The organism is Bifidobacterium tibiigranuli (genome assembly GCF_022655035.1).
GTDB lineage: Bacteria > Actinomycetota > Actinomycetes > Actinomycetales > Bifidobacteriaceae > Bifidobacterium > Bifidobacterium tibiigranuli_A.
The window spans coordinates 230,043-242,950 of record NZ_JALCUA010000002.1; the positions used below are offsets into that span (position 1 = coordinate 230,043).

The following is a 12,908-nucleotide window of genomic DNA, read 5'->3' on the forward strand; positions in this document are numbered from 1 at the left end:
GGGCAGCACAGGCATGCAGGACTCGCCCGCGCAACGCTACGCCAAATTCCGTCGCCGCCAGGTGCAGGAGGCCTCGGCCGTTGCCCGATTCGCGCACACCGTGCCTTTCGAGCTCGACGATTTCCAGATCGAGGCGAATCAGGCCCTTGAGGACGGCCGCAACGTGCTGGTCGCCGCGCCCACCGGTGCAGGCAAGACGGTGGCGGCCGATTTCGCGATGTTCCTGGCCCAGGAGCGCAACGTCAAAGCCTTCTATACGACGCCCATCAAGGCGCTGAGCAACCAGAAGTACCATGATCTGGTGGCAGTGTACGGCTCTGAGAAGGTCGGTCTGCTCACCGGCGACACGTCGATCAACGCGCAGGCCGACATCGTGGTGATGACCACCGAAGTGCTGCGCAATATGCTCTACGAGCATTCCACAACGATTGATGCGCTGCGCTATGTCGTCCTGGACGAGGTGCACTATCTCGCCGACCGGCTGCGTGGGCCGGTCTGGGAGGAAGTCATCATTCATCTTCCCGAGGCGGTGCGCATCGTCGCGCTGAGCGCCACGGTGTCCAACGTCGAGGACTTCTCCTCGTGGATTGCCTCGGTGCGCGGCGACACACAGCTGATCGTATCCGAGCGGCGTCCGGTGCCCCTGGAGCAGCACGTCATGATTCAGGCTGATCCGAAGACGGAGCCGGAAGTGATCGACCTGTATCGGCGCGATGCCGCAGGAGAGCAGACCGTCAAGATCAATGCAGGGCTCATCGACCGGCTCGATCAGCTTGACCGACGCGCCGCGCGGCATGCCGGCCCCGATCACGCCACACAGCGCCGTGGCAAAGGGCGTGAGGACTTCAAGCACGCCTCGCGTCACCATACCCGTGGAGCTGCCGACAAGCCGCAACGCCATACGCCACGACGTTGGGCGGTCGTCGACGAACTGCACTACATGGGCCTGTTGCCCGGCATCTATTTCATCTTCTCACGCAACGGCTGCGATCAGGCCGTGCAGCAGTGCCTTGAAGCCGGGCTGCGGCTGACCGACGATGATGAGGCACGGCGCATCCGGCAGATCGTTGATGAGATGGCCGAGGGGGAGATGTCGTATGACGATCTCAAGGCGCTGTCCTTCCCGCGTTTCCGCTTCGCGCTGGAGCAAGGATTCGCGCCGCATCATGCCGGCATGATCGCGCTGTTTCGGCAGATCGTGGAGACCCTGTTCGAAATGGGACTGGTCAAGATGGTCTTCGCCACCGAGACCCTGGCGCTGGGCATCAACATGCCGGCGCGCAGCGTGGTCGTCGAGAAGCTTGAGAAGTTCAACGGCGTGGAGCATGTGAGCCTGACACCGGGGGAGTTCACCCAGCTGACCGGCAGGGCCGGCAGGCGGGGCATCGATACGCTCGGGCACGCCATCGTGGTCGATCATCGCGGCTTCGTGCCGGCCACTGCGGCATCACTGTCGAGCAAGCGCGTCTACCCGCTGCATTCGAGCTTCAAGGCGACCTTCAATATGGCGGTCAACCTGCTCAATACCAGCGACTACGACACCACACGCGGCACGCTCGACCATTCCTTCGCGCAATGGGAGGCGAACGAATCGGCGTGGAAGCTTGAATCGCGCATGACGACGCTGCAGCAGGCGATAGCCGGATACGAGCAGGCCTTCGCCTGCGAGCACGGCGATTTCCGTGCGCTTATGGATATTCGCATGCGTCTCGCCGACCTCGAAAAGGAAGGTCGGCGAGAGCTCAAGCACCACGAGTTCACCGATGATGTGGAACGCAGGCAGGCCTTCCACAAACTTGACGGGCAGATCGCCGAGCTGCGGCGGCTCGATAGGGAGCATCCCTGCCGCAGCTGCCCGGATTTGGCGCAGCATATGACCTGGGGTCATCGCTGGATGCGTGAGGAGCGCGAGCTGCGCCGGGTCACGGAGCGCTATGACGCCAGAACCGGGTCCGTGGCACGCCAGTTCGACCGCATCTGCGACATCCTGCTGGCATTGGGCTATCTGGAACGTCGAAGCGGATCGGACAACGATCTGCTACTCACCGATCGGGGCCAGCTGCTGCGGCATCTGTACGGCGAGCAGGATCTCATGCTGGCGCAGACCATCGTCGATGGAGCCTTCGACGCATTGACGCCGCAGGGGATGGCCGCCGCACTCTCCTCGCTGGTGTACGAGTCGCGACGAGGCGGCATGGGGGAGCCACGTTACTACCCCGGCGGCGCGCATGGCGCTGTGGCGCAGGCCTGCGATGCCTTGCGCAAGCAGAGCAGCCATATCGACGCACTGTGCCGTGACTATGGGCTTGAGCCGATGCAGCAGCCCGATTTCGGCGTTGTGGACATCATGGATGCCTGGTCTTCGGGCGCAGATCTCGTCGAGGTCCTGCACGACAACGAGCTGACCGGCGGCGACTTCGTGCGCACCGCGAAACGCCTGGCCGATATGCTGCAGCAAGTCGCCATCGCCGCGCCATACCTCGGCGACAGCGGCGAGCAGGTCGCCCGCATCGCGACGAAGGCGAACCACAGCATCAACCGCGGCGTCGTAGCGTATTCCGGCGTCGGCTGATCTGACTGAGATCGGCGTTGGAATCGTCTCATCGTGCTTTGCAGCAATCATGCAGCACAACGATGCGGAATACGCCATGAATATGGCATGGAATAAAACACTCGTCCGAACTGTTCTGTAGCTTGGATGATTGTACTGAATGTGGAGGAGTCAAGGAATGGCTGAACGTAGTCTGCGCGGCATGAGCATCGGCGCGAAATCACTGGAATCCGACGATAACGTGGATTTCGCCGAACGCAGCGATGTGGCGTACATCTGCCCGAACGGGCACCGCACGATTCTGCCGTTCGCGCAGGGCGCAGAGGCACCGAACGAATGGGAGTGCCGCTGCGGAGCCACGGCGCGTCGCGAAGGCGACGACGATGCCGAGGCCAATGAGATCACGAAGCCGACCCGTACGCATTGGGATATGCTGTGCGAACGACGCAGCGAAACCGAGCTCAAAGAGCTGCTCACCAAGCGGCTCAAGATGCACCACGAAGGATGGATTCCCGACTACGAGTAAAGTTGAGCGTGGTCTGATGCCCGGTTGCGGTCCCATGGCCGGCCGGGCATTATGCTATAAAACGACTATGCAACGATAAGGATACAGACAGGGGAGTAGCGCATGACTGCAGCGCCGAGGAATATTGTTCTGCTCGATCTTGACGGCACGCTGACCGCCTCAGCGCCCGGCATCATCGCCAGCGTGAGAAAAGCCTATGCCGACATGAATCTGCCGATGCCCGACGACGCCGAGCTGCAGCGCTTCATCGGTCCGGCGATCATCGAATCCCTGCAACGCAACCATGTGCCTGACGATATGCTGCAGCAGGGCGTCAACGCATACCGCAGCTATTACTCCGAGATACCGGCCTTCGACGATCCGAACGACCCTGGGCACAAAGTCCCCGGACACCTGTGCTGCACCGTGTTCGACGGTATACCCGAGCAGCTGGCGTCGCTGCGCGGCGACGGCTTCATGCTGGCGCTTGCCACGGCGAAGCCCGAGTACCAGGCAAGGCCAGTGTGCACGCATTTCCACATCGACCGCATGATCGATGAGATCTACGGCGCAAGCCGTGATTTCTCGCGCTTGAAGAAGGACCAGGTAATTCGCTACGCCTTCGACAACATCGGCTTCGATCCCGCCAACGGCGACAGGGCGCTTATGGTCGGCGACCGCTGGACCGATGTGGACGGCGCCATCGCCTGTGGTCTTGACTGCCTCGGCTGCCGCTGGGGCTACGCCGAGCCGAATGAGCTCGAAGAGCACGGTGCCTACCGCGTCATCGACCACGTCGATCAGCTGCACGACGCCGTGAGCGAATACTTTGGCTGAATTTGCAAAAGTAATTGCTTGCTACTGATTTCTTTTGACACATATGTCATTATTCCTCAATAGGATATAACTACTATATACATCCGATAATGTACGTTATGTCAGATTTTTAATCTGACATAACGTCGTATGGTTATATCGCAAGGAAACGCCCTTTGCTGACATAACCATACGACGCCGTTCCTCTATTAAGGCTGACATAACGTCGATTGGTTATATCGCAAAGAACAGCCCTTGCTGACACAGCCAATCGCACTTTTACCATTGTTTGAGGCTGCCGTATAACGTCGTATGGTTATATCGCAAGGAACTGCCCCTTGCTGACATAACCATACGCCCCCGTTTCTCCGTTAAGGCTGACATAACGTCGATTGGTTATATCGCAAGGAACAGCCCTTGCTGACACAGCCATACGTGACATTATCGTTGGGAAGGCTGGTCAGTTTCTGACGGCGGTCGCTTTGCTCCGCCAGTGGGCTCACACTTTTTGGACCGCACAGAAAAAGTGTGAGTCAAATAAACATTCGATGTTAGCTTTTTCAAGTATGAATCGTTGCAATTCTGCACTTTATGACTTCTAAAGTTACCATACGCCGTGTTCGTTTGGCTCACACTTTTTTGTTGCCTCTCAGAAAGTGTGAGCCGCGCCTGAGAGCACTTCGTCGATGTGGCTGCGTTCGGCGCGGCGGGACTGAAGAATCAACAGCAGCACGTCGGCAATAATCAAAGCGGCGAGCACGACTGCGGAGATAAAGCCGATTTGCGTGTACAGTTTCTGTACGTGCTCGGCATAGCCTGCGCCAATCACCAAATATACGAGATATGCCAGCAATCCTGTAATCAGTGAAAAAATATGGCATTTAGTCACATTCCAGCCTACCGGACGAACTGGCTTGGCCGAGCGGCCGTAGTGACTTCGTGCAATGCTGAGCGCACCGATGCTGATGCAAATCGACGCGGAAAGCACCCAAAGCGCCGCCGGTATCGCTTCAAACCACATTGCCGACACTCCCCTGCCTTCGCTCAGGCCGCCTGCCGAGCCGCCTTGCGTTCCTCAAGCTTCTTGCGCATGCGCATTGCCGTGAGCTCGTCAATCGGACGGCCTGCGGCTCTCGTTGTGGGCGCGGCAGTGAGATCAACATAGTCTTCGTCGTCAAGCGCGGTTTCGGTCTGGTGCCACAGCGAATCTACCGACACGCTGAACAGGGCCTTGCCGCTACGTACCAAGTCGATGATCTGATCGGCGCTGGTGCACTGATAGACCTGCTCGCCGTCGCACATGATCGTGACGCGGGCCAGTTCCTCGGTGTGCAGACCGGACAGGAAACCGATGGCAGCCGTCACGTTCTGCAGGTTCACGCCGGCGTCAAGCAGACGCTTGGAGACCGCGAGAATGACCACGTCCTTGAAGGAATACAGCCGACGTGAGCCAGAGCCATGCGATGGCGTGATCGACGGCTCCACAATCTGCTTGCGTGCCCAGTAATCGAGCTGGCGGTACGTGATGCCTGCAACCTTTGATGCCACGGTGCCACGATATCCGCGGCTGACCTCTTCGCTGTCGCCAAGGGAGAACAGCTCGCCCTGCACGGCGTCCTGCGCTGAAAGATCCATGCGATTCTCCAACCTGACATGCAGTTTCAACGCATTCGCGTCCATCTGTCCAGCCATAGCACTCCCCTGGTTCACGTCGGCATTCACATCGGTGTAATCACACACCTGCAATTTCTGTTCCCAGTGTATCGCGCCGCGCCGGGCCGAATTCACGAAAGAACGACGGATTTTGTGAAGAACACGAGCCGGAACTTGCCAATCATGATCTCGTCGCCGTTTTTGAGCTCCTGCCGCTCGACGCGCCTGCGGTTGACGTAGGTGCCGTTCAAGCTTCCAGAATCGATTACGGCGTAGGTATCTCCCGAACGACGGAACACCGCGTGTGCGCGCGATACGGTCGAATCGTCAAGCAGGATGTCGGTCTTTGGATCTCTGCCGACGCTGACCTCGTCTTCGTCAAGCAGGTATCGGGAGCCGGAGACGGCGCCGCGCGTCGAGATGAGCAGCGCCGTGCCAGGAGAGAGCCGGGTTATCGTTTCCAGGTCCTCCTGCGTAAGAGGGCGGTCTCCCGTAGTGGTGATAGGTATGTTGATGGCGGGCATGCCAATGATGGTGGTTTCGCCCGCGCTTGGAATCGGATCAGTCATAAACGTTATTCTACCGTCTTCGCATACTTGTACTGGCGAGACTCGTGAATCTCCGTGATTCGCACTTGATCGGAGGGTGTCACGCGCACAGCCGCGCCGAATTTTACCTTGAGCCGAGAGCCCACGCCTCCGGCGATATCCACCGCATTCTGCAGGTTCTGCGGGTTCCCGATGGCCTTGAGCGTGTATGGGGCATGCAATTCCTGACCGTCGCTTTCCAAGCCGTCTTTCGTGTCGCTGATGTATGTCGAGGTCACGACACGCACGCCGTTGAGCGCCATCACCTCGACGCCGGCGTTGCGCAGCTCCTCAAGCAGCTGGAACATCGTCGAGGCGTCGATGCGATTCTTCGGATCCTCCGTGATGGAGATGATCACGCCCTTGCCTTGAGCCGGAAGCCGCCCGGAGAGGATGCCACTGGTCTGCTCGTTCTCCTTGGCGATGCGCTCGGCCTCCTGCTGCTTATTCGCGGCGGCCTTGAGCGAATTGAGCTGATTGGTCAGATCGCTTTTGCGCTGTTCGAGGTTCTGCACCTGCGTGCTTGTTTCGGTGATCAGCCGGGTGAGTTCCTCCTCGCTCAGCGTTTCATAGGACGAGGCGGGATTGTTGAGCTGAATGGCATAGCCGAAGCCGAGCAGCGCGCACAGCAGTGCAATCAGAAAACTGGTCGCCAGCCTGGCGCGCACGCCGCTTTCGATGCGCGGCTTCTTCTGCTTGCGCCTGACGACAGGGAAGGACCCGGTCTGCGTCTGGTCGTTGTCGTTGGTCTGCTTGCCATGCGCAAGCTGAATGCGCAGATCATCCGGTTCGGCGTTGAGATTGTCACCATGCGACAGTTCACCGCGCGGCTGTTCATCGCGCGACCTACCGTCATGGCTCTCGTCATGAACCTCGTGTGTGCCATGTGCCATGCCGGTCAGCTCCGGAAGATGAAGCGTCGGATAGCCGACACATTCGAGAAGATGCGGATGCCCAGCACGACAATGACGGCAGTCTGCAGCTGCGAGCCAACGCCAAGCTGATTGCCCAGCAACACCAGCAGCGTGGCGGTGAGCACGTTGGAGACGAAGGATATGACGAAAACCCTGTCGGAGAAGCTGCGCTCGAAGTACGAGCGCGCCGCCCCCAGCAGGGCATCGAGCGCAGCAACCACCATAATCGGCAGATATGGCTGCAGCACGATGGGAATGTCAGGGCGCACGAAAATGCCCACGACGACACCGAGAATCAAGCCGAGCACTGCTGCCATCTAGTCGCTCCTCTTTGCATAGGTCAAATCAACGGAATCGGCCGCTTGTACCATAATCGCGTCCGATTTGCCGATCTGCGGGTATATGCCCGCCTTCTTGAATGAATCATACAGCGCGGGCTGCGCCTTGGCGCCCAGCGCATACGCCAGAGCGTCACGGTTGCCGATCGCCTCGATCTTGTACGGGCTGGCAATCTGGTCGATGCCGATGAGAATCGACTGGCCCGCCGTCCTGATGGAGGTCTGCGGGCCAATGCGATGCCCGTTGATTGCGACAGCTTCCGCGCCGGAGTTCCACAGCAGCGAGACGAACTGCTGCAGATCGGCGTCGGTGATCACGCGGATACGGCCAATCTGGCCTTCACGCGGGCCGGCACCGGAAGTCGAATCGGACTGGGCCGCAATCGGATCGGCCAACGTCAGTGTGATGCCCTCCCCCTGCACGGCGCTCAGGCCGTTGACCAGATCATCCTCGCGCTGAGTTGGGTTGTCGTTAGCCGAACCAAGCTTCTTGGATTGGGCATCGACCTGAACGCGCAGGGTCTTGTTGTCAGCCGAAAGCGTATCGACACGCCGATTGAGCTGATTGAGCTGGCCAATCAGCGTATCGCGAATCTCCTTGCGCGGGTCGGTGTGCAGCTGGCGCACGAACAGCGACCCGCCGAAGCCCACTCCTACGCAGATGAGGAACACAATCGCATGAGAAACCCAGACCGCGAGGCGGGACTGCGGGCGTCGCGCAAGCTGTGCATCCGAGAACATCGGGTCGAGCGGACGGTTCGTCAGATCGTCGATCAGACGCAGGGAATCGTCGTCGATTTTGCGCCGTCTGGCTCGCCGATCGGATTCCGGGCGTTGCGCGGCCGCAGGAATGGTCTCAAGCCCGGCCACAGCCCGCGAGAAGACAGCACGACGTTTGTGCACGGCCGCTCGCGAAGAAACGGGATACGAGCGAGGCTGCACATGCACGGGCGGTTCGGCAGGGGAACGTGGCACAGTCATAGGCTCACCCGGCATCGTGAATAAGCGAGAATCCTTGGCGGAAGTATATGCATCCTGCAAGCCAGTATACGCCGACGCCCCAGATGCCTACGGCCAAGGCGATCAAGTGGAGCGTGTGGGCAAACAGGTTGTCCCATACATCGGCCACGATAAGCGTCACGAATGCGGTCATCAGCAGCGCCGTGCCGGTCTTGCCCACGAAATTGACAGGGAGCGGACCATAGTCGTGCTGCGCGAGCAGCAGGACCAAAACGCCCATCAGCAGATCGCGCATCGCCACAACGACAAGCATCCACATCGGAATGATGCCCGCAAGCCCCAGCGCGAATATGCTGGACAGGATAAGCAGACGGTCGGCAATCGGGTCAAGCAGCTGGCCGATCTTGCTGACCTGGTTGAAAGTTCGCGCGATCAGGCCATCCATCCCATCGGACAGCGCGGACAGGGCAAGCACCGCCAGCGCCGGAATCATCCGGTGATGCGCCACCAGCACGGCGATGATCGGGATGGAGAGGATGCGCAGCAGGCTGATGAAGTTCGGCACCGTAAAGTACACATCCCGGGGATCCGGACTGTATTGCGTTGTGTCGATATGATCATTCATCGTGCGCGACACTACATTCTCGAAGCTTGCAGCGCAGTGACGATGATGCCTCTGGCACCTACCTCATAGAGGCGGTCCATAAGCTGGTTCACTTTGTCGCGCGGCACCATCACGCGCACCGCGCACCACTGCTTGTCGTGCAGCGGCGAGATGGTGGGGCTTTCAAAGCCCGGGGTGACGGCGATGGCCGCGGCGACCTTCGAAACCGGAATATCGTAGTCCATCAGCGCATAGCGATGCGCCGTGAGCACGCCCTGCAGGCGACGCTCGAAGACGACAAGCCGCTCATCGTCATCGCTCACGCGGGGCGAGCGGGTAAGCACCGCCTCGGAGTGCAGAATCGGGTCGCCGAACACGCGCAGTCCGGCATTGCGCAGCGTGGTGCCGGTCGAGACGACATCAGCGATCAGATCGGCCACGCCCAACTGGACCGAGGACTCCACAGCCCCGTCCAAATGGATGATATCGGCGTGAATGGAGTGTTCAGCCAGATAGTCCGCCACGAGCTTGTCAAAGGAGCTGGCGACGCGCTTGCCATCGATGTCTTCCAAGCGCGTGATCGGCGACGCTTCGGGCGCGGCGAAGCGGAAGGTCGAAGCGCCGAAGCCCAGGGGAAGATGCTCCTCGGCCTCGGTATCGGAATTGAGCAGCAGATCGCGCCCGGTGATGCCGACGTCAATCGTGCCATGGCCGACGTATACCGCGATATCGATAGGACGCAGGTAGAAGAGCTCAACCTCGTTGTCCTGATCCTCCACGACGAGCTGACGTGGATTGCTACGCAGGCGATACCCCGCCTCGGCAAGCATATTCCACGCCGGCTCCGAAAGCATGCCCTTGTTCGGCACAGCGATTCGCAACATATTTCCTCCTCGAATACAACGGCAAGGCGCTATTCTTCCCATAGCCAACGCCTTTGCCCATAGCGCTCAGTAGCGCTTATAAATAACGCTCACAGATAGCGGTAGACGTCTTCCAAAGTGATGCCGCGATCGATCATCATGGTCTGCAGATGGTAGAGCAGCTGACTCATTTCCTCGGCCGTGCGGTCTGCGCCTTCGTATTCGGCGGCGATCCAGACCTCCCCCGCCTCTTCGATGATCTTCTTGCCGATGAAATGCGTGCCCTTGTCCAGCTCTCCGACGGTGAGCGAGCCTTCAGGCCGGCTGGCCGCCTTTTCGCTGAGTTCTGCAAACAGGGATTCGAATGTCTTCATAGTAATGCTCCATGGCATGCGGCAGCGCGAATCGCGGCTGCGCACATTGGTGTTATTGTCTTCAGTTGTAATGTCTTGCGGCGAGGCGGGGGTCAGTCCCGATATGCCGCCTGGGCGCGGTCGCGGATGTCGTTGATCGCTGCTGCCGGATCGACCGCACCGTAGACGGCGGAGCCGGCCACCATCACATCGGCCCCGGCTTCGGCGACGGTCGGCGCGGTCGAGGGGCTGACGCCGCCATCGACCTGAATATGCGTGGACAGGCCGCGTCGCGTGATCTCGTCGCGCAGGCGGCGCACCTTGCTCATCTGGTTGGCGAGGAACTTCTGCCCGCCGAAGCCCGGCTCGACCGTCATGATCAGCACCATGTCGAACTCGTCGAGGATGTCGAAGATCGGCTCGACCGGCTCGGCCGGACGCACGGCGTAGCAGGCCTTGCAGCCCATATCGCGCAGCTGTCGGGCCAGCCGCACCGGGGCGTGGGTGGCACCCATATGGAAACTGACCGAGGCTGCGCCGAGCTTGGCGTACTCCGGGGCCCAGCGGTCCGGATCCTCGATCATGAGATGCACGTCCACCGGCAGCTTGGTGACTTCGCAGATGCGCTTCACAATGGGCTCGCCGAGTGTCAGATTAGGTACGAAATGGTGATCCATCACATCGACGTGAACCAGATCGGCGTTGGATATGGCGTCCAGATCACGCTCGAGATTGCAGAAATCGGCTGACAGGATGCTGGGGGCGATTTGAATGGTCATGGTTTCCATTCTATTAAGGGTGAACGACTTGGGTCATGCTCCCTGAGGATGATTGCAGAGCCTCAGCGCGCGCACCTATCATACCCCGGGTTGAGCGTGGGGCACGTCAGCGCTTCGCGGACCGCGTTTCCTTGTCGCTGGATTCGCTGGATTCGCTGGATTGCGCGGCTTGCCTAGCTTCCTCGGCTTCCGCCTCGCTTACCGTGCGCAGACGTTCGGCCAGCGGCGCGGTCTCGCTGCCATAGCGCTGCACGAGGATGAAGGCGACGACTCCGGCAACGAAGACGGCGATGGAGACCCATACGTTGATGCGCACGCCTAGGAACTCATGCGCGAAGTCGATGCGCAGGGCCTCTATCCAAGTGCGGCCTGCGGTGTACCACATCACGTACATGGTGAACTGCGAGCCGGCCTTAAGCGCATGCGCCGTCTTGCGACCGAGCCAGATGATGAGCACCGCGCCGATGAGATTCCAGATCATCTCGTACAGGAAGGTCGGATGGAACAGGGTTCCGACCGGGCAGGACGCGCCGTCATAGCAGCGTTCGCTCTGCCCGATGGCGGTGCCGACATTGTTGAGCTTCAGGCCCCAAGGCAGTGTCGTCGGCGCGCCGTAGAGCTCCTGATTGAACCAGTTGCCCAGCCGCCCGACCGCTTGCGCGACCAGCAGTGCCGGCGCGATGCTGTCGCCCAGCAATGCCATCGGGTAGTGCTTGTGCCGGCACCAGGCCCATGCGGCTAGCCCGCCGAGGGCGACGGCGCCCCAGATGCCCAGGCCGCCATTCCAGGTGCGGAACATGTCGACCCAGTTGCCGGTGGGGCCGAAGAATCGCTCTGGCGTGGTGATGATGTGGTAGATCCTCGCGCCGATGATGCCAGCGGGCACGCTGCACAGCGTGATGTCGAGAATCTGATCGAAGTTGCCGCCCAGTTTCTTCCAGCGCACGGTGGTGATCCATACGGCCAGCACGACGCCGGCGAGGATGCACAGCGCGTAGAAGTGAATCGGCCATGAGCCGATGGTGAACTCGGAGACTGTAGGCGAAGGGATGTAGCTCAGCGTCATATCAGCGCCGGGCCTCGTGGATGCCCTTGGCCAGTGCCGCAGTCGTGGCCGCCAAAGCATCCAAGCCCTCATGCAGATCGCGCACCTTGGTGCCCGTATCATCAAGCAGGGTATGCACGAGCGCCGAGCCGACGATGACGCCGTCGGCATAGGAGCCGACCTGCGCGCCCTGTTCGGGCGTGGACACGCCGATGCCGACGCAGACATTGCTGGCGCCCGCCTGCCGAGTGCGGCGCACGAGTTCTTCCGGCGACGCGCTGAGCGTCGCTCGTTCGCCGGTGACGCCCATGCGTGAGGCGGCGTAGACGAAGCCGCGCGCATGCTTGGCCACTGCGGCGAGACGTTCGTCGCTGGAATCCGGTGAGACGAGGAAGATGCGATCCAGACCGTGGCGCTGCGAGGCCTCGATCCACTCCCCTGCCTCATCGGGAATCAGATCCGGCGTGATAAGCCCTGCGCCGCCTGCCGCTTCGAACTCGGTGGCGAAGCGCTCGACGCCGTAATGGAAGATTAGGTTCCAGTAGCTCATGATGAGCGGAATGGCACCAGCCTGAGCCACCGTGCGTACCGCCTCGAACACGCCTTCGAGGCGTTCGCCTTGGCCGATGGCAATCTGCGAGGCGGCCTGAATCACCGGGCCGTCCATGACGGGGTCGGAGTACGGCAGGCCGATTTCGACGATGTCGACGCCGTTCTCGACGATGCAGCGCAAGGCGTCCAGCGAGCCCTGAGCGTCGGGGAAGCCGTACGGCAGGTAGCCGATGAAGGCCGGCGTGTCCTTGGCCTTGAGATTCGCCAGCAGCGTTTCAGTCGGGCTCGGCCGGTGGCTGATGCCCAATGGTTGGAAATCGGCCTGGGAACCTACTTGACTGCCTGTCGAGGCGTTGGACTGGACGTTGTTAGTGCGTATTGCGGTCAT

15 protein-coding genes are annotated in these 12,908 nt (G+C 60.6%); 3 read left to right on the forward strand and 12 right to left on the reverse strand.

Features of this window, described 5'->3' with window-relative positions; translation table 11 throughout:
• The first annotated feature begins 13 nt into the window (after positions 1-13).
• From LKK40_RS03600 to LKK40_RS03610, 3 genes are all read left to right on the forward strand, one after another.
• Positions 14-2,572 carry a DEAD/DEAH box helicase gene (locus tag LKK40_RS03600; protein WP_304309517.1) on the forward strand — a complete coding sequence of 853 codons (2,559 nt, stop codon included), beginning with the start codon at positions 14-16 and terminating at the stop codon, positions 2,570-2,572.
• A 157-nt stretch (positions 2,573-2,729) separates the two neighbouring features.
• Positions 2,730-3,077 (forward strand): RNA polymerase-binding protein RbpA, encoded by a 348-nt coding sequence (locus LKK40_RS03605; protein ID WP_152581689.1) that lies wholly within the window; start codon positions 2,730-2,732, stop codon positions 3,075-3,077.
• Between the two features lie 102 nt (positions 3,078-3,179).
• Positions 3,180-3,893 (forward strand): HAD hydrolase-like protein, encoded by a 714-nt coding sequence (locus LKK40_RS03610; RefSeq protein WP_304309272.1) that lies wholly within the window; start codon positions 3,180-3,182, stop codon positions 3,891-3,893.
• Positions 3,894-4,521: 628 nt separating this feature from the next.
• Here the strand turns inward: LKK40_RS03610 and LKK40_RS03615 are convergent.
• From LKK40_RS03615 to trpA, 12 genes are all read right to left on the reverse strand, one after another.
• A complete protein-coding gene (locus LKK40_RS03615) occupies positions 4,522-4,893 on the reverse strand; it encodes a hypothetical protein (RefSeq protein WP_304309274.1) in 372 nt (123 codons plus the stop codon).
• Positions 4,894-4,916: 23 nt separating this feature from the next.
• Entirely contained in the window at positions 4,917-5,552 is a 636-nt protein-coding gene (locus LKK40_RS03620) for a MerR family transcriptional regulator (protein ID WP_434735120.1), read from the reverse strand.
• Between the two features lie 104 nt (positions 5,553-5,656).
• A complete protein-coding gene (locus LKK40_RS03625; protein WP_152581685.1) occupies positions 5,657-6,094 on the reverse strand; it encodes an FHA domain-containing protein in 438 nt (145 codons plus the stop codon).
• Positions 6,095-6,099: 5 nt separating this feature from the next.
• Positions 6,100-7,005: a DUF881 domain-containing protein gene (locus tag LKK40_RS03630; protein ID WP_304309279.1), complete on the reverse strand. Its 906-nt coding sequence runs from the start codon at positions 7,003-7,005 to the stop codon at positions 6,100-6,102.
• A 5-nt stretch (positions 7,006-7,010) separates the two neighbouring features.
• The gene (locus LKK40_RS03635) at positions 7,011-7,343 is read right to left on the reverse strand and encodes a small basic family protein (RefSeq protein ID WP_152581683.1); all 333 of its coding nucleotides are present in this window, start codon (positions 7,341-7,343) and stop codon (positions 7,011-7,013) included.
• Complete coding sequence (locus tag LKK40_RS03640; protein WP_304309282.1) at positions 7,344-8,345, reverse strand: DUF881 domain-containing protein; 1,002 nt, start codon at positions 8,343-8,345, stop codon at positions 7,344-7,346.
• Between the two features lie 4 nt (positions 8,346-8,349).
• Positions 8,350-8,949 carry a CDP-alcohol phosphatidyltransferase family protein gene (locus LKK40_RS03645; protein WP_152581681.1) on the reverse strand — a complete coding sequence of 200 codons (600 nt, stop codon included), beginning with the start codon at positions 8,947-8,949 and terminating at the stop codon, positions 8,350-8,352.
• A gap of 11 nt (positions 8,950-8,960) precedes the next feature.
• Positions 8,961-9,812, reverse strand: coding sequence for an ATP phosphoribosyltransferase (gene hisG / locus LKK40_RS03650; protein WP_273328734.1), 852 nt, complete (start codon positions 9,810-9,812; stop codon positions 8,961-8,963).
• An 89-nt stretch (positions 9,813-9,901) separates the two neighbouring features.
• On the reverse strand, positions 9,902-10,165 hold the full coding sequence (locus LKK40_RS03655; RefSeq protein ID WP_152581679.1) for a phosphoribosyl-ATP diphosphatase: 264 nt from the start codon (positions 10,163-10,165) through the stop codon (positions 9,902-9,904).
• A 92-nt stretch (positions 10,166-10,257) separates the two neighbouring features.
• Positions 10,258-10,923 carry a ribulose-phosphate 3-epimerase gene (gene rpe, locus LKK40_RS03660; protein ID WP_304309287.1) on the reverse strand — a complete coding sequence of 222 codons (666 nt, stop codon included), beginning with the start codon at positions 10,921-10,923 and terminating at the stop codon, positions 10,258-10,260.
• Between the two features lie 106 nt (positions 10,924-11,029).
• Positions 11,030-11,989: a prolipoprotein diacylglyceryl transferase gene (gene lgt / locus LKK40_RS03665; protein WP_304309289.1), complete on the reverse strand. Its 960-nt coding sequence runs from the start codon at positions 11,987-11,989 to the stop codon at positions 11,030-11,032.
• A gap of 1 nt (position 11,990) precedes the next feature.
• Positions 11,991-12,908: a tryptophan synthase subunit alpha gene (gene trpA / locus LKK40_RS03670; protein WP_304309291.1), complete on the reverse strand. Its 918-nt coding sequence runs from the start codon at positions 12,906-12,908 to the stop codon at positions 11,991-11,993.